Genomic DNA, 22,196 nt, shown 5'->3' on the forward strand with positions numbered 1-22,196 from the left:
TTGCGGGGCCACGTTTGGCAGATGCCAGACTGCTTATGGGCGCTGCCAAAGCGTGCGTCGGGTGGGGAACTTCAGGCGGTTTCGCGGGGGGCGTGGCCAAAGCGCTGGCGAAACGCGGTGGCGAAATTGCTGGCGTGGCGGTAGCCGACATGGTGGGCGGCCTGCTGGATCTGCCAGCCCTGTTCGAGCAACTGGCGGGCCTGGTCGAGGCGCCGGTTGCGCAGGTAGCCGAACACCGTTTCGCCGTACAGCGCGCGGAACTTGCTGCGCAGCGAGCTGCTGCTCATGCAGGCCAGGCGCGCCAGTTCGGTGAGGTCGTGCTCGTCGCCGGGCTGCTGGTGCAGGTGCTCGCGCACCCGTTCGAGCATCAGCCGGTCGCGTGGGCACAGGCCCGACGAAGGGGCCGGCAGGCTGTCGAAACTGGCCAGGCCGTGGCTGAGCAGTTGCAGGCTCAGGCCCTGGCACAACAGATGCTGCAGGGTGCCTTGCCAGCGACCGGACAACATGTCTTCGATGCCCGCCAGCAAGTGCGCGGGCAGGGCCCAGCAACTCAGGGCCGAGCCGTGACCGCGCAGGCGGGCCTCGATCAGCTCGGCCAAGGCCTCTTCGCCCACATCCTGCGGGCGGCGCAGCGACAGGTTGAGCCCGCGCAGGTGCGCGCCACCGCGGTGCAGTGCCGACATCGGCCGGCCATCGCCGCACAGCGCGGTGATGCAGGCGCCTGGTTGCAGGGGCTGGGTGCGGGTGTAGGTGATCGAAGCCTGACCCTGGAGTACCAGCGCGAGGGTCAGGTCGGGCATGTCCAGCGAATCGGCGCGGTAGGTGTGGAAGGCCTGCACGTCGGAGTTCACCAGGCTGAAGCCGGGGGCCAGGCGATGTTCGCTGATATGGCCCTGCATCAGGCACGGATCGTCCTCGCCGCCGTCGCCTTCGGGCAGGCTATAGTGCACGTCGTAGCGCTGGCCCAGGGCATGGAAGTCGCTCAGCAGGTAGCGGGTGGGCGCGGACAAGACAGGGCTCGGGTGTCGAAAAAAGGAAGGCGATAATAGCATTCATTCTCAAATGCAGGGTGGCTGGAGTGGGGCGGTGATGAGCGAAACATGTCAGGTGCGCCAAGCACTGGAAACGGATGCGCCGGCGATCAGCCGGGTGATTGTCCAGGCCTTGCGCACGAGCAACAGCCAGGATTATTCGCCGGCGGTGATTGCGCGGGTGGAGCAGAGTTTTTCCCCCGAGGCGCTGCTGGGGTTGATGGCGCGCCGGCAGGTGGTGGTGGCGCAGTTGGGCGGGCAGGTGGTGGGTACCGCGAGCCTGGAGGGGGACGTGGTGCGCACGGTGTTCGTGGCGCCGGACCGGCAGGGGCTGGGCATCGGTCGGGCCTTGATGCTGCATGTTGAAGAGCTGGCCGGTGCGTCGGGGGTGCAGGCGCTGCGGGTACCGTCCTCGCTGACGGCGCAGGCGTTCTATGCGCGGTTGGGGTATGCGGTGGTACGCGAGGTGGTGGAGGGGGAAGAGCGCACCATCGTGATGGCCAGGGCGCTGGGCAGGTGACACCGCGTCGCCTGCAATCGCGGGTCAAGCCCGCTCCCACAAGGATCATCGCGCCCGCGACCCCAGCACCTCATCCCCACGCCACGGTGGTGACGGGGCTCAGGTCGACGTGCAGCGCGCCCTACAGCGAATATGTACTGCTCCATGCGTAGTCGATGAACGACGGGCTCGGGTCTTCGTCGGCGACGAAGCGCCGCGCACGGTGCCTTGCTGGTTCAGTGGGCCGCCTGCGTCCAGTTGCAGGCCGTAGTGGTCCCAGGAGCCGGCCTTGCCGGTGACGGTCATGGTGGGTCTGTGCTGCCCGCGCTTGCGCCCCAGGCATGGCCGTCAGGCGGCGGCCTGGGCTTGCAGCACCAGTTGCCCGTCGACCTCGACAACCAGCCCGCTGGCGACGAACAGTGGCACCAGGCGTTTGTGCAGCTGTGGCTCGACGAAGGCCTTGATGGCGTCCAGGTCCAGGTTGCCGCTGACATCCAGTTCGGCCTTGGTGTAGGACAGCCAGGCTTTTTTCAGGACCATCAGCACATCGCTTGCGGTGGTGGTGGCGAAGCGGCGATGGGTGACCTGGCCCTGGAAGTCGAAGGTATGGGCGAAGGCGTAGCCGCTCTCGTCGCCCTTGTTTTCCAGGCAGCGGCTGCATGCGCAGGCGCCGTCGGCGAATGCGGCGCGCAGGTAGGTGTTGAAGTCCACCACGGGTTTGAGGCCCAGGCGCTTGTCGACTTCGAACAGGTCCCCGGTCATGTTCGCATCAGCGTTCAACGTCATTTCCTCACAGTCATCCAGTTGGGTTTGCAGGGCGGCACAATACCAGCCTGGGCTGCCAGTGGGTACTTGCGCAGGGATGTCGCGGGTTCAGCTAAGCACTACGACGTCTGGCCCACTCATCCACCACATCCCCCATCGTCCGCGCCGTACCATCGACTATCCACGCCATCAACGGCCGGTCGAACCTGAAATCCTCGCCACACTGCTCACGCATGAACCGCCGCACGTTCTGCGTGTTGCGGTAATCCTCGCCCACCGGTGTATCCCGGGTAATCACCCCGCCATGCCAGTCAAAAGCCATACCGTGTCTCCTTGCGTCGTTTGAGGGTTTCACTGGGCAACTCCTTGAACAGCGCCTGATAACTGCTGGAAAACCGCCCCAGGTGCCAGAACGACCAGCGCATTGCCACTTCCGCCACGGTGTGGCCGCGCGCGGTCAGCAGCTCGCGGTGCGCGCCATTGAGGCGGCGCAGGCGCAGCCAGTGGCTGGGCGTGATGCCGGTGTACGCCTTGAACGCATGCTGCAACTGACGCACCGAGCTGCCGGCCACCTGCGCCAGTTGCACCAGGTTCAATGACTCCTCCGGCGAATCTGCCGCCCATTCGCTGACCTTGCGCATGATGGTGCGCTCCTCGGTGCGCCGCCACAGCTCGCCGCGGTCCAGGCACACCGAGGCGGTGTCGAGAATGTACAGACAATCGTCCAGCAACTGCCTGGCCAGCACCTGCTGGCACGGCGCGTCCTCGCTCTGCGAGAGGCGCGTCAGGGTACTGCTCAGCCAGCCGCTGAACAAGGCATTGCGCTGGGAATTGAGCGGTGCCATGAACAGACCTTCGAGCGCCGCAACGTCCACGCCGTGCTCACGCACGAACGCAGGGCCGAACACGACGGCCACTTCCTGGTAGTTCTCGGGGGTGATCCAGATGTTGCGGCTTTCGCCATTGAGCACGTACAGGCTGTTGTCACTGCGGTCGAAGCAGAACGACAGCGAACCGCCGGGGGCGCTGAAGCTCTGCTCCACCCGGGTGTTCATGCGCTCTTCGTACACCTCCACGCCCTGCAGGTCGAGGCAGCGCACCATCCCGGCAAAGTGCCCGGGTGACATCTGCTGGTAGTGCTGTGCCCAGCCTGGCGTGGCGCGTACCTGTTCGGCCACATCGGCACTGGTGAAGGCCTGTACCCGCAAGGGCGACGGGGTTGTCATGAGAACCTCTGAATGCACTGCTTTGGTGCATTTTCTTCTGCTCAAAGTGGATAGATGCAGCCGCAGCTGCGGCACCAAGATAGACCTCAACGCGGCGCAGGGGAAGCCAGGCCTTGCCCGCCCGCGCCACACACACCCTTGCGCATGCCCTGCATCACGACAACGAGGTTCTCATGAATACCCCCTTCGATCAGCTGTCCACCTGGCTGAAAGAACACAAGATCACTGAAGTGGAATGCGTGGTCACCGACCTGACCGGTATCGCCCGCGGCAAGATCGCCCCCACCAACAAGTTCCTGCATGAGCGAGGCATGCGCCTGCCGGAAAGTGTGCTGCTGCAGACCGTGACCGGCGACTTCGTCGAGGACGAGATCTACTACGACCTGCTCGACCCGGCCGACATCGACATGCTCTGCCGCCCCGACTCGACGGCCATCTACCCGGTACCCTGGGCGCTGGAGCCCACCGCGATCGTGATCCACGACACCTTCGACAAGCAGGGCAACCCCATCGAGCTGTCGCCGCGCAACGTGCTCAAGAAAGTCCTCAAGCTGTACGCCGACAAGGGCTGGCAACCGATCGTGGCACCGGAGATGGAGTTCTACCTGACCCAGCGCTGCGAAGACCCGGACCTGCCGTTGCAGGCGCCACTGGGCCGTTCGGGCCGCGCCGAAAGTGGCCGCCAGTCGTTCTCCATCGATGCCGCCAACGAGTTCGACCCGCTGTTCGAGGACGTCTACGACTGGTGCGAGGCCCAGGGCCTGGACCTGGACACGCTGATTCACGAAGACGGCCCGGCGCAGATGGAAATCAACTTCCGCCACGGCGACGCCCTGGACCTGGCCGACCAGATCACCGTGTTCAAACGCACCATGCGCGAGGCCGCGCTCAAGCACAACGTCACCGCCACCTTCATGGCCAAGCCGGTGGGCGACGAGCCGGGCAGCGCCATGCACCTGCACCAGAGCGTGGTCGACAGCGCCACCGGCAAGCCGATCTTCGTCAATGACGACGGCAGCATGAGCGAGCTATTCCTGCAGCACATCGGCGGCCTGCAGAAGTACATCCCCAAGGTGTTGCCGATGTTCGCGCCCAACGTCAACTCGTTCCGCCGCTTTCTGCCCGACACCTCGGCACCGGTGAACGTGGAGTGGGGCGAAGAGAACCGCACCGTGGGCCTGCGCGTGCCCACCTCCAGCCCCGAGTCGATGCGCGTTGAGAACCGCCTGCCCGGCGCCGATGCCAACCCGTACCTGGCGATTGCCGCCAGCCTGCTGTGCGGCTACCTGGGCATGGTCGAGGGCATCGCGCCCAGCGCCCCGGTGCAGGGGCGTGCGTATGAGCGGCGCAACCTGCGCCTGCCGATCACCATCGAGGACGCGCTGGCGCACATGGAAGACTGCCCGACCATCGAACGCTACCTGGGCAGCAAGTTCGTGCGTGGCTACGTGGCGGTCAAGCGCGCCGAGCACGAGAACTTCAAGCGCGTGATCAGTTCGTGGGAGCGCGAGTTCCTGCTGCTGAGCGTGTGATGCGCTGACCTGCCGATCATCGATAAAACAATCAGAAGAGGTGTCGATATGCGTCTGTTGAAATCCGTGTTGCCGGTGGCCCTGGGGTTGCTGTGGGGGGCCGCCGCACAGGCCCAGCCGAGCGTCAGCGTGTACAACTGGACCGATTACATCGGCCCCACCACCCTGGCCGACTTTCAGGGGGCGACCGGGATCAAGGTGATCTACGACGTGTTCGACTCCAACGAAACCCTGGAGGGCAAGCTGCTGGCGGGGCGCACCGGCTACGACGTGGTGGTGCCGTCCAACCACTTCCTGGCGCGCCAGATCAAGGCCGGGGCGTTTCTGGAGCTGGACCGCTCGCAACTGCCCAACTGGAAGAACCTCGACCCGGTGCTGCTCAGGAAACTGGAGGACAACGACCCCGGCAACCGCCACTCGGTGCCCTACCTGTGGGGCACCAATGGCATCGGCTACAACGTCGACAAGGTCAAGCAGGTGCTGGGCATCGACCATATCGATTCGTGGGCGGTGCTGTTCGAGCCCGAGAACCTGAAAAAACTCAGCCAGTGCGGCGTGTCGTTCATGGATTCGGCCGACGAGCTGTTCCCGGCAGTGCTCAACTACATGGGCCTGGACCCGCGCAGCGAAAACCCGCAGGACTACAAGAAGGCCGAGGCCAAGTTGCTGGCGCTGCGCCCGTACATCACCTACTTCCATTCCTCCAAGTACGTCACGGACCTGGCCAACGGCGATATCTGCATCGCCTTCGGTTACTCCGGCGACGTGTTCCAGGCGGCCAACCGCGCCAGGGAAGCCCACAACGGCGTGAACATCGCCTATTCGATTCCCAAGGAGGGCAGCAACCTGTGGTTCGACCTGCTGGCGATCCCGGCCGACGCCACCAACCCCAAGGAGGCGCACGCCTTCATCAACTACCTGATGGACCCGCAGGTGATCGCCAAGGTCAGCACCCTGGTGGGCTACGCCAACCCGACGCCGGCTTCGCGCCAGTACATGGCCGCCGACCTGGTCGACAACCCCGAGGTGTATCCGCCCCAGGCGGTGCTCGACAAACTGTATATCTCCAGCACCCCCACGCCGGCCATCATGCGTTTGATGACCCGCTCGTGGAGCAAAGTGAAATCGAACAAATGAACAACGTGAATGGCAATGCGCAACACGCCCGTTCGTACTACGCAGCGACGGCCAGAAGCCAGGCCGACTACCCGACGCTGGAGCAGGACCTGATCGCCGATGTGTGCGTGATCGGCGGTGGCTTCACGGGGGTCAACACCGCCATCGAACTGGCTCGCCGCGGGCTTTCGGTGGTGTTGCTGGAGGGGCGGCGCATCGGCTGGGGCGCCAGCGGGCGCAACGGCGGGCAACTGATTCGCGGCATCGGCCACGAGGTGTCGGGGTTTGCCCGCTATGTGGGGCAGGAAGGGGTGGCCTACCTGCAACGCGCCGGCATCGAGTCGGTGGAGGTGGTGGGCCGCCGGGTGCAGGAGGACGGCATCGACTGCGACCTGCGCTGGGGCTTCTGCGAGCTGGCCAATACCCCGGCGCAGTACGCAGCGTTCCAGGCTGAACAGCAGAGCCTGGAGGGGTTGGGCTATCGGCACCAGACCCGACTCTACGGGCCGCAGCAGATGCACGAGGTGGTGGCCTCGAAGGTGTATGCCGGCGGGCTGCTGGACATGGGGTCCGGCCACCTGCACCCGCTCGATCTGGTGCAGGGCGAGGCGCGCCTGGCGGCGTCGCTGGGGGGGCAGGTGTTCGAGCACAGCACGGTGCTCGAACTGGTGCATGGCCCCACCGTGCAGGTGCGCTGCGCGCGCGGCAGCGTGCGGGCCGGCAGCCTGGTGCTGGCGTGCAATGCGCACCTGGACGACCTGGAGCCACGCCTGAGCGGCAAGGTGCTGCCGGCCGGCAGCTACATCATCACCACCGAGCCGCTGTCGGCACCGCGCGCCGCTGGGCTGATCCCGCAGAACCTGGCGCTGTGCGACCAGAAGGTCGGCCTGGACTACTACCGCCTTACTGCCGACCGGCGCCTGCTGTTCGGCGGGGCCTGCCATTATTCCGGGCGCGACCCGGCGGATATCGCCGGCTACATGCTGCCCAAGCTGCTCAAGGTGTTCCCGCAGCTGGCGGATGTGCGCATCGACTTTCAATGGGGCGGCAAGATCGGCATTACCGCCAATCGCTTTCCGCAGGTGGGACGCCTGCAGCAGCACCCCAACGTGTTCTACGCCCAGGGCTATTCGGGGCACGGGGTGAACGTCACCCACTGGACGGCGAAGTTGCTGGCCGAGGCGATCCACGCCGGGCATAGCCAGGGCCTGGATATCTTCAGCAAGGTGCCGCACATGACCTTCCCCGGCGGCCCGGCCCTGCGCTCGCCACTGCTGGCGCTGGGCATGTTGTGGTACCGCCTGCGCGAGCTGCTGGGGTAGGGCGGCGCAAATCGCCGGTTGCAGCTACTGTGCATCTATCAGAGGCTCACAAGAAGGCTCGGTCATGCGCTCATTCGCTGCAGTTTGCTGTCTTGCCGTGTGGTTGATCGCTGTTCTGCCGGGCTCTGCCGCCGCGGCGCCGCCTGCGGCGGTAGCCGAAGACAAGGCCCAGGTGCTGGAGCAGAAGGCTGCCGAACAGGGGCGCGAGGCCAGCGTACCCAGCGACCAGGCCATCACCCGCAGCGAAGTGCAGGCGGTCGACCCCAAGGGCGAGGCCGCGCTGGATGACGCGATCACCTGCCTGGCGCGCACCCTCTACTGGGAGGCCAAGGGCGGTGAGGCGGCGGACATGCAGGGTGTGGCCAGCGTGGTGATGAACCGGCTGGGGCACGAAGGGTTTCCGGGCACCGTGTGCGAGGTGGTCAAGCAGGGCATCAAGGAGCGCACATGCCAGTTCTCGTGGTGGTGCGACGGGCGCTCGGACGATGTGGAAGAGCCGGTGCAGTACACCGTGGCCAAGGAAATCGCGCGCAAGGCGCTGAATCAGCAACTGACCGACAGCACCGATGGCGCGATGTACTTTCATGACCGCCATGTGCATCCCGCGTGGGCGAAGGCCTATAGAAAGACAGCCGAAAGTTCGAAGTTTATTTTCTACAAACCGCGTGACGGGGAGGCGCGGTGATTGGCCGGTAAGCAGGGCGCAGCATGTTTTCAGCAGTATGTAACCTGATAACTTTGCCAGTGTCGGTTGATTAGGCGCTGTTGTATGTTGATGCCTGACTTCGCGGTGAGTTGGAGTGGTACGCGATTGATCTGGACGAGGATGATGGCCATGGCAAGCACTGGTGTGTTAGTGGCGGATGAGTGTCGGAATGCTTACAATTCGCTCAAATTAAGTAAAGCGCTTAGGTATATTGTTTTCAAGGTTTCGGATGATTACAAGGAGGTTGTTGTTGAGTCAACAGGCGATAGGTCCGCAACCTACGAGGATTTTCTGAGCGCGCTGACCCCGCGTGACGCGCGATATGCTGTCGTCGACTTTGAGTTTGAAACCGCTGAGGGGAGGCGAAATAAAATTTTGTTTATTGCATACATAACTGATTCAGTCTCCCAAAGAAAAAGGATGGTGTATGCCTCCAGTAAGGATGCACTTAAAGTTGCTTTAACTGGTATTTCTTTAGAGATTCAGGCAACTGAAAAAGATGAGCTTGAATACGACTTGGTTCTGGCTAAGGTTAGTAAAGGCCTTGCAATTCGGTGAATATCCATTCGGGCTTACTCTGTACAGCCTGGATAAAGAGTGCATTCACGACCGTCCATCTGGAAAGTCGAAAATGTCGGGTCACGATAACTGCAGGAGGCTTCGCCAACCCACTTCCATTGTGAAGCGCAGGGCTTCATGCCATTGCCGACCGGTGACCAGTTCTCGGGATAAAGCGGCCACTCCTTGTCGATGAGGCGGTACACGAAGCGCAGGTCGGTCTTGTTCAGCTGGGTGTAGGCGATGTTGGCGACCGGGCCGGGGTGCCTGGAGGTCCGCTCCAGGGGTTGCCACTGGCTGTCGGCGGCGAGGCAGTCGATGTCCCTGGCCAGCACGTGGCGCTCATGCCCGGGCACGATGTGGTAGGCCGTGCCGCACAGGCGGCGCACGACCAGCTCGGGGTCTGCGTCGCGCACCGGCCCAGTGCCGTCGGGCAGTGCCGGCAATACCTTGACCCCCGCCAGGCTGTACCGCCCGCTGGGGGACTTGATGCTCACGGTGATGTTGTCCAGTTGCTGGGTGCAACTGCCGATGGTGTAGGTCAGCGGGATCCTGAACGTGACGGTGCGCGCGTCGGGGTGCGCATCGGCCTGGTCGGTGCGGTACTGGTTGGGGCGCGAGCGCATGCCGCCGGTGGCGGGGGAGGCCACGGTGCAGCGGTACGGGTCGAGCGGGGCGTAGCTGGCGTTGTAGGTGACGCCGTGGTTAGGCGGGAGTTCGGCGATCAGCGTGGTGCTGCTCAAGCCGTAGTGGCTGGTGGCGCCCACGGCGCTTTCCTTGGCGACGAAACCGATCAGGCTGCAGGCGGGCAGCAGGGGCAGGGCCAGTAGCAGGTACAGCGGTTTCATCCGGGGCCATCCGTGGGCAAGTGCGGGAGGGGATGGTGCGCGATTGTGCGGGTGTGGGCAAGAGGCTGCACCGACCCGCGATGGGTCGTTGGCCGTCATGCCAGCCCCTCAGAACGACCGCACAATCCGACCCAGCGTCTCCATCGCCTGCTCCGACTGCTCGGTCCAGGGGCTGCCGTAATTGAGGCGGATGCAGTTGCGAAACCGACGCGTCGGCGAAAAGATCGGCCCCGGCGCAATGCTGATGCCCTGGGCCAATGCCATCTGGAACAGCTTCAGCGAGTCCATCTGCTCCGGCAGCTCCAACCACAGGAAGTACCCGCCGCTGGGGTGGCTGACCCGCGTCTGCGCCGGGAAGTGCCGGGCAATCGCCGCCAGCATGGCGTTCTGCTGCTCTTCCAGCGCATAGCGCAGGCGCCGCAGGTGGCGGTCGTAGCCACCATGCTGCAGGTAGTCGGCAATCGCCGCCTGCGCCGGCATCGATGCACACAGCGAGGTCATCAGCTTGAGCCGCTCGATCTTCTGCGCATAGCGCCCGGCCGCCACCCAGCCGATCCGGTAGCCCGGCGCCAGGCTCTTGGAGAACGAACCGCAATGCATCACCAGCCCTTCGGTGTCGAATGCCTTGGCCGGCTTGGGCGCCTGCTGCGCGTAGTACAGCTCGGCATACACGTCGTCTTCGATCAGCGGCACCTGGTGCACGCTCAGCAGCTCGACCAGCTGCTTCTTCTTGTCTTCCGGCATGCTCGCGCCCACCGGGTTCTGGAAGTTGGTCATGCACCACACGGCCTTGACCGGATGCCGCTCCAGCGTCTGCGCCAGCACCCCCAGGTCGATGCCTTCGCGCGGGTGCACCGGAATCTCCACCGCCTTGAGCTTGAGCCGCTCCAGAATCTGCAGGCAGGCATAGAACGCCGGTGCCTCGATGGCCACCAGGTCACCCGGCTCGGTTACCGCCTGAAGGCACAGGTTCAACGCCTCCAGCGCACCGTTGGTGATCAGCAGTTCTTCCATCGGCAGCATCAAGCCGCCGACCATGTAGCGCAGGGCGATCTGGCGGCGCAGTTGGGGGTTGCCCGGCGACAGGTCGGTGACCACCATGCGCGGGTCCATCTCGCGGCTGGCGCTGGCCAGCGAGCGCGCCAGGCGCGGCAGCGGGAACAGGTTGGGGCTGGGGAACGCCGAACCGAAGGCCACTGTCTGCGGGTCCTTGATCGAGTCGAGGATCGAGAACACCAGCTCACTGACGTCCACCTCGGTCGATTCGCTGGCCTGCTCGATGATCTGCGGCTCGTTGAACTGGCGCGGGGCGTGGGTGTTGACGAAGTAGCCCGAGCGCGGCCGGGCCCGGATCAGCCCGCGACGCTCCAGCAGGTAGTAGGCCTGGAACACCGTGGACGGGCTGACCCCGTGGGTCTGGCTGGCGTAACGCACCGACGGCACGCGCTGGCCGGGGCCGAGTACCCCGGAGCGAATCAGTTCGGCAATGTCGTCGGCGAATTTCTCGTAGCGTTTCATCATGGCTCTGGGCGGTCTGACTCAGCGGAGTGTATGTGATCAGCGGTTCAAAGGCGCGACAAAACGGCTGCGCGCAAGGCTGCGCACGTTCGGCTGGTCGGTGTCGATGAGTTCGAAGCTGATCTCCTGGGAGCTGCTGGGCGCACGGTCGGCCAGCATCGCCACCGAGACCGGTATATCGCTCATTTCGCTGGCCGCCAGGGTGAACTCGGTCTTGCCATGCAGTTCGAAGCCCTCTGCGTCCACCAGGCGCAGGCGGTAGGTCTGCGGCTGCTGGGTCTTGTTGATGACCTTGAGGGTGTAGATGTTCTCGATCTGCCCCAGGGCGTTCTCGCGGAACAGGCCGCGGTCCTTGATCACGTCCATCGACACCATCGGGCGTTGCTGCAGGGCGATCACCAGGGCGCCGATCATCACCACCAGCACGGTCACGTAGCCCAGCAGGCGCGGACGCATCCACTGGGTGGTGCCGCCTTGCAGGGTGTGCTCGGACTTGTAGCCGATCAGCCCGCGTGGGTAGCTCATCTTGTCCATGATGCTGTCGCAGGCGTCGATGCAGGCGGCGCAGCCGATGCACTCCATCTGCAGGCCGTCGCGGATGTCGATACCGGTGGGGCATACCTGCACGCACATGTGGCAGTCGATGCAGTCGCCCAGGCCCTGGGCCTTGTGGTTGGCGTCCTTCTTGCGCGGCCCGCGCGACTCGCCGCGCTGCGGGTCATAGGCGATGGTGAGGGTGTCCCTGTCGAACATCACGCTCTGGAACCGGGCATACGGGCACATGTGCATGCACACCGCCTCGCGCAGCCAGCCTGCGTTGATGTAGGTGGCACCGGTGAAGAACAGGATCCAGAACAGGCTGACGCCACCCAGCTGCAGGGTGAACAGCTCCTGGGTCAGTGGCCGGATGGGGGTGAAGTAGCCGACGAAGGTCAGTGCGGTCAGCAGGCTGACGCCCAGCCACAGGGTGTGCTTGGCTGCGCGGCGCGCCAGCTTGTTGGGGCCCCAGGGCGCCGCATCGAGCTTGATGCGCTGGTTGCGTTCGCCCTCGGTGACCTTTTCGCACCACATGAACACCCAGGTCCAGGTGCTTTGCGGGCAGGTGTAGCCGCACCAGACGCGCCCGGCGAACACGGTGATGGCGAACAGGCCGAAGGCGCAGATGATCAGCAGCGCCGACAGCAGGATGAAGTCCTGCGGCCAGAAGGTGGCGCCGAAGATGTGGAACTTGCTGTCGGCCAGGTCCCAGAGGACCGCCTGGCGCCCGTCCCAGTTCAGCCAGACGGTGCCGAAAAACAGCAGAAACAGAAAACCCGCGCCACCCAGGCGCAGGTTTCGGAAAAAGCCGGTGAAGCTACGGGTGTGGATGTGTCTGTCGCTGCTGGCGGCCTTCTTCTTGAACGTGGAGGGCTCGGCAATTTCAACGATCTGGACGGGAATTCGTTCGCTCATGGTTCGTCGCTCATCAGGCCTCGATCAGGCCAGAGCACTATGGCGTCCCATCTGTTTGCATAACAGGTGCAGATATCTGGATAAAAACCGTATCAGATTATCCCTTGAAACCCTGCAGCCCTTATATGATCGAGCCCTCCTCGGAGGTCTTCAAATGCCTGCGACTATCCACCGCACCTGCCACGGTGAGCGCGTCAGCCTCTGCCTCGGTGATCGGCACCCGTTGCCCGGCCAGGGTCGCGACCGACATGCGCAGGTCGGCATCGGTGATGATCTGCACCTCTGCCGCTTCACCTTCGATGTTCAGGTCGTCGGCTATCAGGGTGCAACGCTTGGTGGTTTCGTTGATTTCAATGGGCATGGCGGTGTCCTCGAACGGGGGGCTTACAGCTGTGACCCCGTTGCCGGCCGGGTTGCTGAGCGTGGCCGATCAGCGGTCGACAGCACTCGCGCGCCAGGCTGTTGTCCATCCAGTATCCCCTTGCTGATGGACGCTGCTCATGGACGCCTGGTGGCACCAAGTCTGGTCGACACTGATTGCCGAATTCGCCGATATCACCGATGCCAAGCAACTGACGCAGGTGACGGTGCGCCTGTTGATGGCTGCGCTGCTGGGGGCGGTGCTGGGCTTCGAGCGCGAGCTCAAGGGCAAGGCGGCGGGAGTGCGCACGCACATGCTGGTGGCCATCGGTGCGGCGCTGTTCGTGCTGGTGCCGCGCATGGCCGGGGCGGACGACGCAGCGTTGAGTCGGGTGGTGCAGGGGATCGTCGCCGGCATCGGCTTTCTGGGGGCGGGCACCATACTCAAGGGCAAGGAGGACGATGCGGGCCATGTGAAAGGCCTGACCACCGCTGCGGGCCTGTGGATGACCGCCGCCATCGGCGTGGCCGCAGGCATGGGGCGCGAAGCCACTGCGCTGGTGAGCACGGTGCTGGCGTTGCTGGTGCTGGGGGTGATGCCGTGGGTGGTCGACCGCCTGGAGAAGCGCAAGCCAGAGGATGACCAGCAGAACGAGTAGGGCAGCAAGCACTGAGGGGAGCCTGGGCTCCCCTCAAATTTTGTTGCGTGTGCTCTTTTTATTATTGGAGGGTGGTCTATTGTTGTTTTTGGCGACCCTTGCCTCTTGTTGCGTTGCGATCCCCATCCGGGATCAAGAGCAAACGTATTTTTTTGAGCGCTGATCGACCTTTATCATTGCTGATCCAACCGAGACGGGCGCTACCTTGGGGTAGTTTTATTGTTCTCTGTCAGGTCGCGGGGCACGCCCCCGAAAAGCCATCCACTTCAAAAAAATCTGTTAGCTGCGCCTCTGCCGTGTTGTTCTTGTTATGTCAGAGCCGGTACGTCTTATTTTTATTGGGTTGTCGCATTTTTTATTGTTGTTGTACGAAAGATATAGCAGGTGCCGTGCCAACTTTTTAAAACCCAATAAAATCAATGGTTTGCTGGTTTGGTGGAAAAATCGTCACGGGAAATTGTGCTGATTTGTTTCCGTGTTACCCGGATTTTCCCTGTCGGGTGTGGGGGCGGTAACACTCACCCCCCCATTGGCCCTGTTGCTGCGCACCGTTACCGGGCAGCGCGTGCCCTGGCCACACGCGAACCGCTGGCGCGGCCCAGCACGGCACTGATGCGCTGGCCGGCGTCGATCAGCTTGTCCAGGTCGATGCCGGTCTCGATACCCAGGCCCTGCAGCAGGTACAGCAGGTCTTCACTGGCCACGTTGCCACTGGCGCCCTTGGCATACGGGCAGCCGCCCAGGCCGGCGACCGAACTGTCGAACACGTTGATTCCCTCCAGCAGGCTGGCGTACACGTTGGCCAGCGCCTGGCCGTAGGTATCGTGGAAGTGCCCGGCCAGCTCGGCACGTGGCACCTGCGCGCCGACCACTTCGAACAGGCGGCGGGTGGCGCCCGGGGTGCCGGTGCCGATGGTGTCGCCCAGCGACACTTCATAGCAGCCCATGTCGCGCAGCTCGCGGGCGATGGGGGCGACCTGCTCGGCATCTACCTGGCCTTCATAGGGGCAGCCCAGCACGCACGAGATATAGCCGCGTACCTTCACCCCGTGTTCGCGCGCCGCCTGCATGATGGGCGCGAAGCGCTGCAGGCTTTCGCTGATCGAGCAGTTGATGTTGCGCTGCGAAAACGCCTCGGACGCGGCGGCGAACACGGCCACCTCCTTGACGCCTGCGGCCAGTGCGTCTTCGAAACCGCGCAGGTTGGGGGCCAGCGCCGCATAGGTGATGCCGGGCTGCTGGCGGATGCTGGCGAACACGTCGGCCGAACCGGCCATCTGCGGTACCCACTTGGGCGAGACGAAGCTGCCCACCTCGATATAGGACACGCCGGCGTCGGTCAGGTCATCCACCAGGCGGACCTTGTCCGCCACGCTGATGGGTTGGGCTTCGTTCTGCAGGCCGTCGCGGGGGCCGACTTCTACCAGACGCACATGGGTAGGCAATGACATGGCTAGGATTCCTGTGGGCCTCAATGGCCGTTTTTCTGATTGTTCAGGGTGGTGGCCAGCGCCTGCTGGCAGCGCTCCTCGGCGGTGTCGAGTTCCAGCTGCATCTGCTGGATGTCGAGCAGTTGCTGTTCGAGTTGGGCGCGGCGCTCGGCGATCTTCGCCAGCATGCTGTGCAGCTGTTTCTGATTGCCGCTGGTGGGGTCGTAGAGTTCGATCAGCTCGCGGCACTCGGCCAGCGAGAAACCGATGCGCTTGCCGCGCAGGATGAGCTTGAGGCTGACCTTGTCGCGGGCCGAATACACACGCTCCAGGCCACGACGTTCGGGGCTGAGCAAGCCCTGCTCCTCATAGAAGCGGATGGCCCGGGTGGTGATGTCGAGTTCGCGGGAAAGGTCGGAGATGCTGTAGGTCTGGCTGCTCATTGCATGGCTCGGGGAAGGGGGCATGCGGCTAAGCTACTGGCTGGTTGACGTATACGTCAAGCAGGCATTCGGGATGCCTGTCGCGGGTCACGCCCGTTCCCACAGCTTCAGCGCAGGTCGGGTGGGGCTTGACCCGCGAAGGCTGCAACGCATCCCGCACCTTATGCGCGTGCCTCCCGCTCGTCCTGCGCCACCACCGCCTGGCACAACTCGATCATCTGCTCGCGCATCCAGCGGTTGGCCGGGTCCTGGTCGGTGCTTTCATGCCAGTACAGGTGAGTTTCCAAAGGCGGCACGTCGCCCACCGGCAGGCTCACGTAGTTCAGTTGGTGGCGCCGCGCGAAGCGCTCCGGCACGGTCATCACCATGTCGGTCTGCTGCAGCACCTGCGAGGCCATCAGGTAATGCTGCGAGCGCAGCGCGATCTTGCGCTTGAGCCCCTGCTTGCCGAGCGCCAGGTCCACATACCCCAGGCCGTTGCGCCGGCTGGAGATCTGGATGTGGGTCAGGCTCAGGTAATCCTCCAGGCTGATGCTGTCCCTGGCCAGCGGGTGGCCCTGGCGCATCGCGCACACGAACGGGTCTTGCATCAGCTTGACGTGACGCACCTGCGGGTCGGTGTTCAGCGGTGCATCCACGGCAAAGTCCAGGCGTCCGGCGGCCAGTTCCTTGGTGGTCTCGCGGCGCTTGCACAGAAAGCTCTCGATCACCACGTTCGGCGCCAGCCGGCGCAGGCGCTGGAACAGCGATGGCAGCACCACCGCCTCGGTAAGGTCGGTCATGCTGATGCGGAAGGTCTTGTTGGCCTGCAAGGGGTTGAAGATGCGGCTCTCCTGCACCGACACCCGCAGCAGCGACAAGGCATTGCGCACCGGGCCGATGATGTTCTGGGCCATGGGCGTGGGCACCATGCCCTGGGCCGTGCGCACGAACAGCGGGTCGTTGAAGGTCTCGCGCAGCCGCGCCAGCGCATTGGACACCGCAGGCTGGGTGATGCCGACGATCTGCCCGGCACGGGTCAGGTTGGCTTCGGTGTAGATCGCATCGAAGACGATGAACAGGTTCAGATCGACCTTGCTGAGGTTCATGGATGCCGCTCTTGTTGGAGTTATGGCCCGATCATATATCGGTTATGAATGTTTATACACGCCGAGAATAGGCTAGGTGGATTTTGCCCGGTGATCTAGCATCCAAGCCAGATCTCTTAAATCACTCGCCTTTCCCAGCAGGTACCGCTCATGGATTTCGCCTATTCACCCAAGGTCCAGGCACTGCGCGAACGCGTCACCGCGTTCATGGACGCCTATGTATATCCCGCCGAGGCGGTGTTCGAACGCCAGGTTGCCGAAGGTGATCGCTGGCAGCCGACCGCGATCATGGAAGAACTCAAGGACAAGGCCAAGGCCGAGGGCCTGTGGAACCTGTTCCTGCCCGAGTCGCAGCTGGGCGCCGGCCTGACCAACCTGGAGTACGCGCCGCTGGCCGAAATCATGGGCCGCTCGCTGCTGGGGCCGGAACCGTTCAACTGCTCGGCCCCGGACACCGGCAACATGGAGGTCCTGGTGCGCTACGGCAGCGAGGCGCAGAAGCGCCAGTGGCTGGAGCCGCTGCTGCGTGGTGAGATCCGTTCGGCGTTCGCCATGACCGAGCCCGACGTGGCCTCGTCCGACGCCACCAACATGGCCGCACGGGCGGTGCGCGACGGTGACGAGTGGGTGATCAACGGCCGCAAGTGGTGGACCTCCGGCGCTTGCGACCCGCGTTGCAAGATCATGATCTTCATGGGCCTGAGCAACCCGGACGGGCCGCGTCACCAGCAGCACTCGATGATCCTGGTGCCTACCGATGCACCGGGGGTGAAGATCGTTCGCCCGCTGCCGGTGTTCGGCTACGACGATGCGCCCCACGGCCACGCCGAGGTGCTGTTCGAGAACGTGCGCGTACCGTATGACAACGTGCTGCTGGGCGAAGGGCGCGGCTTCGAGATCGCCCAGGGCCGTCTCGGGCCGGGGCGCATCCATCACTGCATGCGTTCGATCGGCATGGCCGAGCGTGCCCTTGAGCTGATGTGCAAGCGTTCGGCCGAGCGCACCGCATTCGGCAAGCCGCTGGCGCGCCTGGGTGGCAACATCGACAAGATCGCCGACTCGCGCATGGAGATCGACATGGCCCGGCTGCTGACCCTCAAGGCGGCCTACATGATGGACACCGTCGGCAACAAGGTGGCCCGCAGCGAGATCGCGCAGATCAAGGTGGTGGCACCGAACGTGGCGCTGAAGGTGATCGACCGGGCCATCCAGATTCACGGCGGGGCAGGGGTCAGTGCCGACTTCCCGCTGGCCTACATGTACGCGATGCAACGCACCCTGCGCCTGGCCGACGGGCCGGATGAAGTGCACCGCGCGGCGATCGGCAAGTACGAGATCGGCAAGTACGTGCCCCGGGAGATGCTGCGCAGCGGGCACTGAGCCCGCGTCGATGCCCTCGCGGATCGCCTGCTGACCGGGTGGGGCGGGCATGATCCGCGAGGGTATTCGACACGCTGCCCGAGGCTACTCCACCCGTTTCACCTCCTTGGCCGCCGTTCGTGTCTTGAACAGCGACAGCAGCACGCCACCGGCCAGCAGCCCGAACGTCACGCACAGCGACAGCAGCGGCGGCACCTTGCCGATCAGGCCGTGGGCGAAGATCTTGCCGCCGATAAATATCAGCACCAGCGCCAGGGCGTACTTGAGGTAAACGAAGCGGTGCACCAGCGCCGCCAGGGCGAAGTACAGCGCACGCAGGCCCAGGATGGCGAAGATGTTGGAGGTGTACACGATGAAGGGGTCCTGGGTGATCGCCAGGATGGCCGGCACGCTGTCTACCGCGAACACCAGGTCGGCCAGCTCGATCAGCACCAGGGCCAGGAACAGCGGTGTGGCGTACAGCAGTGCCCTGGGCTGGCCAGCCGGTTTGAGGCGCACGAAGAAGCGCGCCCCATGCAGGTCATCGGTCACGCGCATGTGCCGGCGCACGAACCTGATCACCGGGTTGTGTGCCAGGTCCGGGTGCGTTTCGTGGCGGGTGAACAGCATCTTGAGGCCGGTAAACAGCAAGAATGCGCCGAACAGGTACAGTATCCAGTCGAATTCCTGCACCAGCGCACTGCCCAGGCCGATCATAAGGGCGCGCAGCACCACCACGCCCAGAATGCCCCAGAACAGCACGCGGTGCTGGTAGCGGCGCGGGATGCCGAAAAAGCCGAAGATCATCGCCATGACGAACACGTTGTCCATCGACAGCGACTGCTCCACCAGCAGCCCGGTGTAGAACTCCAGCGCGCTCTGCGCACCCAGCTCCAGCCACACCCAGCCACCGAACAGCAGCCCCACGCTGAAGTAGGCCGAGTACAGCAGCAGGCTTTCGCGCATTTCGATGTCGTGCGGGCGACGGTGGAGCACGCCAAGGTCCAGGACCAGCAGAGCCACCACCAGGGTGATGAACACCAGCCACAGCCACACGGCCGTGCCCAGGAAATCGTCGAAGAGAAATAACGGCAGAGCGCTCATGAGCCCCTCCTTGTCGTCGTAGTTGTATGAAAACAACTGTGACTCCGACATGGCGGCGATCAGCCGTCAGAGGGGCCCGGTGTCACTGAGCCAAAGCCTAGCTCGCCTCTGGAAAGGGTGAGGGGGGAGGCTGTTACAAATGGTTTCCCGGGTGGGTGGGTCAGTAGACCCAGACTTCCACGCGGCGATTGCGGATTCGGCCTTCTTCGGCGGCATTGGTCGCCACGGGCATCTGACCGCCCAGGCCCGTCACTTCGCGCAGGTTCACCCCTTCGCGCACCAGTTCGCGGCGTACCGCCATGGCCCGCAGCCGCGAGAGCAGGGCGGCGCGGTCGGGGTCGTCCTTGGCGTCGCCGAACCCCACCAGCACCACGCTGTGCTGCAGCTTCTGGTGTTCGCGCAGGTACGCCAGCACGCGCTGCACATCGCGCAGCGCCTTGTTGTCGAGGCTGGCGCTGCCTTCCTGAAAGCGGAAATTGACATTCAGGCGCCTGGCGTTGGCGATCAACTGGCGGTACTGCGCCGGCATGCCCGGCAAGGCCTGTACCTGGACCGGCCGCACCTGCTGTGCGACGAACCCGCTGCTGGCCACGATGGCCTGGCCCGCTGCGCTCTGGGCGAACTCCACCAGGGCACTGGCCAGCGGGTTGCGCTGGGCGGGCGGCAGGTACAGGTACAGTCGCCGCGACAGCGGGTAGTCTTCGCTGGCCACCAGGGCGGGGGTCGGCAGCATGGCCTGGGAGGTGCCGTCGACGATGGCCAGCACCTTGGCCCCGTGCACCGACGCCAGGCTGCTGAAACCGATGGCCTGGCGGTCGGCACTGACCTCGTCGGCCAACTGCTCGCCGGACTCGAAACGCCTGGCGTGGCTGGCCAGCGAATACTGCTGGGCGTCCAGCACCAGGGCCTTGAAGGTGTCGAAGGTGCCCGAGCGGTCATCGCGGGCGTAGAGGTGGATCGGCCCGCTGCCGGCGCCCAGTTCATCCCAGGTGGTGATGCGGCCGGCGAAGATCTGCGCCAGTTGCGTGGTGCTCAGCTGGGGCAGCGGGTTGTCCGGGTGCACGATGACGGCCACGCCATCGAGGGCGATGACCTGTTCGGCGTCGGCACTTTTCAGGTCGCCCAGCGCGTGCAGCGCCTGCTGCTCGCTGTCGTTGATCGGGCGTGAGGTGGCCGCCAGGTCGGCGTCGCCGCTTTTGAGCGCGGCAAAGCCGGTGCTCGAGCCATGGGCGGCAATGCTCACGCGCAGTGTCTGGCCCTGTGGCGAAACCCCCTGCACCCACACCTCGTTGGGCCGTGCGCCGGGCAGGGTCTGGATCGACCGGGCGCCCTGGGCCTGCAGCAGGCCGCGTACCAGCGCGGGGCCGAGCACGCTGCCCACGGTATTGGAGCCTTGCAGGCGCAGGCTGGCCGGCTCGGCGCAGCACAGCGCCGGCAGCAGGCCAAGCAGCAGACAGAAAGATCGCAACATTGCCGGGGGTGCTCTGCACTCAAGATGGTGAGCGCAGATTAAGACAGATCGATGACAGTCCAATGACTGCCATCGAGCGCATGACTCAGTTCAGTTCCAGCCAGATCGGCGCATGGTCGGAGGGTTTCTCCATGGCACGCAACTCGTAGTCGACCCCGGCGGCCTTGATGCGCGGCAGCAGTGCCTGGGAGGTCAGGATCAGGTCGATGCGCAGCCCGCGCTTGGGCTCGTCCTCGAAGCCGCGGCTGCGGTAGTCGAACCAGCTGAAGCGGTCGGCCACTTCCGGGTGCAGATGGCGGAAGCTGTCGGTCAGGCCCCAGTTCTTCAGGCGCGCCATCCACTCGCGCTCTTCGGGCAGGAAGCTGCACTTGCCGGTCTTCAGCCAGCGCTTGGCATTGTCTGGGCCGATGCCGATGTCGCAGTCCTCGGGCGAGATGTTCACATCGCCCATCACCACCAGTGGCTGGTCGTTCTGGAATCGGGATTCGAGCAGGGCCTGCAGGTCTTCGTAGAAGCGCTGCTTGGCCGGGAACTTGGTGGGGTGGTCACGGCTTTCGCCCTGGGGGAAGTAGCCGTTCATGATGGTGATGGGGTTGCCGTGCTCGTCGGCGAAGGTGCCCCAGATGAAACGCCGCTGCGCGTCCTCTTCATCGGTGCTGAAGCCCTTGACCAGGCTCAGCGGCGCCTGGCGCGACAGCAGGGCGACACCGTAGTGGCCCTTCTGCCCGTGAAAGTGCACGTGGTAGCCCAGCGCCTGCACCTCGGCCAGCGGGAACTGCTCGTCGGACACCTTGGTTTCCTGCAGGCCGATCACGTCCGGCTGGTGCTTTTCGATCAGCGCGGCCAGTTGATGGGGGCGGGCGCGCAGGCCATTGATGTTGAACGAGACGATCTTCATGGGGGGCGCAATCCTGAGCAAATCGGGAATGCTAGCCGATGGCGCCCGGCGTGTCAGCACGCGTGGCGTCCTGGCCTATAGTCAAAGGGAACGTTGGCCAGCGCGCAGTACTCAGAAAGAGGCATTGAAGCCCACCAGGAGAGCCACCATGTCCGATACCCCTGCCGTACCGGCCGAAGTTCGTCAGCTCGACAGCGGCTACAGCCGTGAGGCGCGCTCGCTGCTGTACCAGGCCTACCGGCATGAGCCGACCTTTCGCTACCTGTTCGAGGCCGATCGCCCCGGCTACGACCATCGCGTGCGCGCCACGGTACGCGAGCTGGTGCGTCAGCATTTCTTCCAGGACCTGCCGGCGCTGGGCCTGCTGGTGCAGGACCGGCTGATCGGCATCGCCCTGATCGCCCCGCCGCAGCGGCGCCTGGGCATCACCGAGAGCTGGGCGTGGCGCCTGCGCATGCTGCTGAGCGCCGGCCTGCGCTGTACCCGGCGCTACCTGGACTACCAGGCCGCGGTCATGGCCTGTGTGCCGGGCGACGCGGTGCATGTGCTGCCGCTACTGGGCATTCACCCGCAGTTCCAGGGCCATCACTATGGCGAACAGTTGCTGGTGGCGCTGCATGACTGGTGCGCCGAGGACGAACAGTCCGAAGGGGTGGTACTGAATACCGGCAATGACCACTACCTCGAGTTCTACAAGCGACAGGGCTACCTGGAAATCGGTGAAATTGCTGTAGGACCAATCCGCGAGCATGTGTTTTTTCATCCCAATCCCCAGCGTTTGCGCCAGGCACAGGCCTGAAGGGGTGGTGTA

General features: G+C 64.4%; 23 protein-coding genes and 1 pseudogene. 9 read left to right on the forward strand and 15 right to left on the reverse strand.

Going from position 1 to position 22,196, the window contains the following annotated elements:
- Positions 1–71: 71 nt before the first annotated feature.
- Positions 72–1,010 (reverse strand): AraC family transcriptional regulator, encoded by a 939-nt coding sequence (locus V9K84_RS05245; protein WP_168186852.1) that lies wholly within the window; start codon positions 1,008–1,010, stop codon positions 72–74.
- Between the two features lie 79 nt (positions 1,011–1,089).
- Between V9K84_RS05245 and V9K84_RS05250 the strand changes: the two genes are divergently transcribed.
- Entirely contained in the window at positions 1,090–1,551 is a 462-nt protein-coding gene (locus tag V9K84_RS05250) for a GNAT family N-acetyltransferase (RefSeq protein WP_058541365.1), read from the forward strand.
- Between the two features lie 124 nt (positions 1,552–1,675).
- On the opposite strand, the pseudogene V9K84_RS05255 reads toward V9K84_RS05250, so the two are convergent.
- The 4 genes and pseudogenes from V9K84_RS05255 to V9K84_RS05270 form a co-directional block, all read right to left on the reverse strand.
- Positions 1,676–1,869 (reverse strand): annotated as a pseudogene (locus tag V9K84_RS05255) (hypothetical protein); the annotation flags it as partial.
- Positions 1,870–1,878: 9 nt separating this feature from the next.
- Positions 1,879–2,310 carry a hypothetical protein gene (locus V9K84_RS05260; protein ID WP_173925090.1) on the reverse strand — a complete coding sequence of 144 codons (432 nt, stop codon included), beginning with the start codon at positions 2,308–2,310 and terminating at the stop codon, positions 1,879–1,881.
- Positions 2,311–2,407: 97 nt separating this feature from the next.
- Positions 2,408–2,617, reverse strand: a complete 210-nt coding sequence (locus tag V9K84_RS05265) for a DUF6434 domain-containing protein (protein WP_043860901.1) — start codon at positions 2,615–2,617, stop codon at positions 2,408–2,410.
- Positions 2,607–3,521 (reverse strand): helix-turn-helix domain-containing protein, encoded by a 915-nt coding sequence (locus tag V9K84_RS05270; RefSeq protein WP_088515170.1) that lies wholly within the window; start codon positions 3,519–3,521, stop codon positions 2,607–2,609. The genes V9K84_RS05265 and V9K84_RS05270 overlap by 11 nt, the downstream gene beginning before the upstream one ends.
- Positions 3,522–3,694: 173 nt before the next feature.
- Between V9K84_RS05270 and V9K84_RS05275 the strand changes: the two genes are divergently transcribed.
- The 5 genes from V9K84_RS05275 to V9K84_RS05295 all read left to right on the forward strand — a co-directional run bounded on the left by V9K84_RS05275 (position 3,695) and on the right by V9K84_RS05295 (position 8,755).
- On the forward strand, positions 3,695–5,053 hold the full coding sequence (locus V9K84_RS05275; protein ID WP_043860899.1) for a glutamine synthetase family protein: 1,359 nt from the start codon (positions 3,695–3,697) through the stop codon (positions 5,051–5,053).
- Between the two features lie 48 nt (positions 5,054–5,101).
- Entirely contained in the window at positions 5,102–6,190 is a 1,089-nt protein-coding gene (locus V9K84_RS05280) for a polyamine ABC transporter substrate-binding protein (RefSeq protein ID WP_043860898.1), read from the forward strand.
- Positions 6,187–7,491, forward strand: coding sequence for an FAD-binding oxidoreductase (locus tag V9K84_RS05285; RefSeq protein WP_088515169.1), 1,305 nt, complete (start codon positions 6,187–6,189; stop codon positions 7,489–7,491). The genes V9K84_RS05280 and V9K84_RS05285 overlap by 4 nt, the downstream gene beginning before the upstream one ends.
- A gap of 64 nt (positions 7,492–7,555) precedes the next feature.
- The gene (locus tag V9K84_RS05290) at positions 7,556–8,176 is read left to right on the forward strand and encodes a cell wall hydrolase (protein ID WP_054915118.1); all 621 of its coding nucleotides are present in this window, start codon (positions 7,556–7,558) and stop codon (positions 8,174–8,176) included.
- 150 nt (positions 8,177–8,326) lie between these two features.
- The gene (locus tag V9K84_RS05295) at positions 8,327–8,755 is read left to right on the forward strand and encodes an actin depolymerization factor/cofilin-like domain-containing protein (protein ID WP_168186851.1); all 429 of its coding nucleotides are present in this window, start codon (positions 8,327–8,329) and stop codon (positions 8,753–8,755) included.
- A gap of 14 nt (positions 8,756–8,769) precedes the next feature.
- On the opposite strand, the gene V9K84_RS05300 is transcribed toward V9K84_RS05295, so the two are convergent.
- The 4 genes from V9K84_RS05300 to V9K84_RS05315 all read right to left on the reverse strand — a co-directional run bounded on the left by V9K84_RS05300 (position 8,770) and on the right by V9K84_RS05315 (position 12,934).
- A complete protein-coding gene (locus V9K84_RS05300; RefSeq protein WP_088515167.1) occupies positions 8,770–9,603 on the reverse strand; it encodes a hypothetical protein in 834 nt (277 codons plus the stop codon).
- Between the two features lie 108 nt (positions 9,604–9,711).
- Entirely contained in the window at positions 9,712–11,121 is a 1,410-nt protein-coding gene (mapR, locus tag V9K84_RS05305) for a GntR family transcriptional regulator MpaR (protein WP_043860894.1), read from the reverse strand.
- Positions 11,122–11,160: 39 nt separating this feature from the next.
- On the reverse strand, positions 11,161–12,573 hold the full coding sequence (gene ccoG, locus V9K84_RS05310) for a cytochrome c oxidase accessory protein CcoG (protein WP_043860893.1): 1,413 nt from the start codon (positions 12,571–12,573) through the stop codon (positions 11,161–11,163).
- Positions 12,574–12,694: 121 nt separating this feature from the next.
- Positions 12,695–12,934, reverse strand: a complete 240-nt coding sequence (locus V9K84_RS05315; RefSeq protein ID WP_088515166.1) for a DUF3203 family protein — start codon at positions 12,932–12,934, stop codon at positions 12,695–12,697.
- Between the two features lie 139 nt (positions 12,935–13,073).
- Here V9K84_RS05315 and V9K84_RS05320 point away from each other — a divergent pair, with 139 nt between their 5' ends.
- A complete protein-coding gene (locus tag V9K84_RS05320) occupies positions 13,074–13,592 on the forward strand; it encodes an MgtC/SapB family protein (protein WP_043860891.1) in 519 nt (172 codons plus the stop codon).
- Positions 13,593–14,143: 551 nt separating this feature from the next.
- Here V9K84_RS05320 and V9K84_RS05325 read toward each other — a convergent pair.
- The 3 genes from V9K84_RS05325 to V9K84_RS05335 all read right to left on the reverse strand — a co-directional run bounded on the left by V9K84_RS05325 (position 14,144) and on the right by V9K84_RS05335 (position 16,553).
- Entirely contained in the window at positions 14,144–15,043 is a 900-nt protein-coding gene (locus tag V9K84_RS05325) for a hydroxymethylglutaryl-CoA lyase (protein WP_088515165.1), read from the reverse strand.
- 20 nt (positions 15,044–15,063) lie between these two features.
- Positions 15,064–15,465 (reverse strand): MerR family DNA-binding transcriptional regulator, encoded by a 402-nt coding sequence (locus tag V9K84_RS05330; RefSeq protein ID WP_043860889.1) that lies wholly within the window; start codon positions 15,463–15,465, stop codon positions 15,064–15,066.
- Between the two features lie 161 nt (positions 15,466–15,626).
- Positions 15,627–16,553, reverse strand: a complete 927-nt coding sequence (locus V9K84_RS05335) for a LysR family transcriptional regulator (RefSeq protein ID WP_043860888.1) — start codon at positions 16,551–16,553, stop codon at positions 15,627–15,629.
- Positions 16,554–16,703: 150 nt separating this feature from the next.
- Between V9K84_RS05335 and V9K84_RS05340 the strand changes: the two genes are divergently transcribed.
- Positions 16,704–17,933 (forward strand): acyl-CoA dehydrogenase, encoded by a 1,230-nt coding sequence (locus V9K84_RS05340; RefSeq protein ID WP_043860887.1) that lies wholly within the window; start codon positions 16,704–16,706, stop codon positions 17,931–17,933.
- An 84-nt stretch (positions 17,934–18,017) separates the two neighbouring features.
- Here V9K84_RS05340 and V9K84_RS05345 read toward each other — a convergent pair whose 3' ends face one another.
- The 3 genes from V9K84_RS05345 to xthA form a co-directional block, all read right to left on the reverse strand.
- Entirely contained in the window at positions 18,018–19,016 is a 999-nt protein-coding gene (locus V9K84_RS05345) for a TerC family protein (RefSeq protein ID WP_058541225.1), read from the reverse strand.
- Between the two features lie 160 nt (positions 19,017–19,176).
- Positions 19,177–20,487, reverse strand: coding sequence for a phosphate ABC transporter substrate-binding/OmpA family protein (locus V9K84_RS05350; protein WP_088515164.1), 1,311 nt, complete (start codon positions 20,485–20,487; stop codon positions 19,177–19,179).
- An 85-nt stretch (positions 20,488–20,572) separates the two neighbouring features.
- Positions 20,573–21,385 (reverse strand): exodeoxyribonuclease III, encoded by an 813-nt coding sequence (xthA, locus tag V9K84_RS05355; RefSeq protein ID WP_043860884.1) that lies wholly within the window; start codon positions 21,383–21,385, stop codon positions 20,573–20,575.
- Between the two features lie 148 nt (positions 21,386–21,533).
- On the opposite strand from xthA, the gene V9K84_RS05360 reads away from it, so the two are divergent.
- Positions 21,534–22,184, forward strand: a complete 651-nt coding sequence (locus V9K84_RS05360) for a GNAT family N-acetyltransferase (RefSeq protein WP_088515163.1) — start codon at positions 21,534–21,536, stop codon at positions 22,182–22,184.
- Positions 22,185–22,196: the final 12 nt, after the last annotated feature.

It is taken from the genome of Pseudomonas sp. AE27, assembly GCF_037113495.1.
GTDB lineage: Bacteria > Pseudomonadota > Gammaproteobacteria > Pseudomonadales > Pseudomonadaceae > Aquipseudomonas > Aquipseudomonas palmensis.

Coding starts and splice junctions, on each gene's coding strand:
- V9K84_RS05250 (WP_058541365.1), top strand. CDS start 1,090: ATGAGCGAAACATGTCAGGTGCGCCAAGCACTGGAAACGGATGCGCCG.
- V9K84_RS05265 (WP_043860901.1), bottom strand. CDS start 2,617: ATGGCTTTTGACTGGCATGGCGGGGTGATTACCCGGGATACACCGGTG.
- V9K84_RS05270 (WP_088515170.1), bottom strand. CDS start 3,521: ATGACAACCCCGTCGCCCTTGCGGGTACAGGCCTTCACCAGTGCCGAT.
- V9K84_RS05275 (WP_043860899.1), top strand. CDS start 3,695: ATGAATACCCCCTTCGATCAGCTGTCCACCTGGCTGAAAGAACACAAG.
- V9K84_RS05280 (WP_043860898.1), top strand. CDS start 5,102: ATGCGTCTGTTGAAATCCGTGTTGCCGGTGGCCCTGGGGTTGCTGTGG.
- V9K84_RS05285 (WP_088515169.1), top strand. CDS start 6,187: ATGAACAACGTGAATGGCAATGCGCAACACGCCCGTTCGTACTACGCA.
- V9K84_RS05290 (WP_054915118.1), top strand. CDS start 7,556: ATGCGCTCATTCGCTGCAGTTTGCTGTCTTGCCGTGTGGTTGATCGCT.
- V9K84_RS05295 (WP_168186851.1), top strand. CDS start 8,327: ATGGCAAGCACTGGTGTGTTAGTGGCGGATGAGTGTCGGAATGCTTAC.
- V9K84_RS05300 (WP_088515167.1), bottom strand. CDS start 9,603: ATGAAACCGCTGTACCTGCTACTGGCCCTGCCCCTGCTGCCCGCCTGC.
- mapR (WP_043860894.1), bottom strand. CDS start 11,121: ATGAAACGCTACGAGAAATTCGCCGACGACATTGCCGAACTGATTCGC.
- ccoG (WP_043860893.1), bottom strand. CDS start 12,573: ATGAGCGAACGAATTCCCGTCCAGATCGTTGAAATTGCCGAGCCCTCC.
- V9K84_RS05315 (WP_088515166.1), bottom strand. CDS start 12,934: ATGCCCATTGAAATCAACGAAACCACCAAGCGTTGCACCCTGATAGCC.
- V9K84_RS05320 (WP_043860891.1), top strand. CDS start 13,074: ATGGACGCCTGGTGGCACCAAGTCTGGTCGACACTGATTGCCGAATTC.
- V9K84_RS05325 (WP_088515165.1), bottom strand. CDS start 15,043: ATGTCATTGCCTACCCATGTGCGTCTGGTAGAAGTCGGCCCCCGCGAC.
- V9K84_RS05330 (WP_043860889.1), bottom strand. CDS start 15,465: ATGAGCAGCCAGACCTACAGCATCTCCGACCTTTCCCGCGAACTCGAC.
- V9K84_RS05335 (WP_043860888.1), bottom strand. CDS start 16,553: ATGAACCTCAGCAAGGTCGATCTGAACCTGTTCATCGTCTTCGATGCG.
- V9K84_RS05340 (WP_043860887.1), top strand. CDS start 16,704: ATGGATTTCGCCTATTCACCCAAGGTCCAGGCACTGCGCGAACGCGTC.
- V9K84_RS05345 (WP_058541225.1), bottom strand. CDS start 19,016: ATGAGCGCTCTGCCGTTATTTCTCTTCGACGATTTCCTGGGCACGGCC.
- V9K84_RS05350 (WP_088515164.1), bottom strand. CDS start 20,487: ATGTTGCGATCTTTCTGTCTGCTGCTTGGCCTGCTGCCGGCGCTGTGC.
- xthA (WP_043860884.1), bottom strand. CDS start 21,385: ATGAAGATCGTCTCGTTCAACATCAATGGCCTGCGCGCCCGCCCCCAT.
- V9K84_RS05360 (WP_088515163.1), top strand. CDS start 21,534: ATGTCCGATACCCCTGCCGTACCGGCCGAAGTTCGTCAGCTCGACAGC.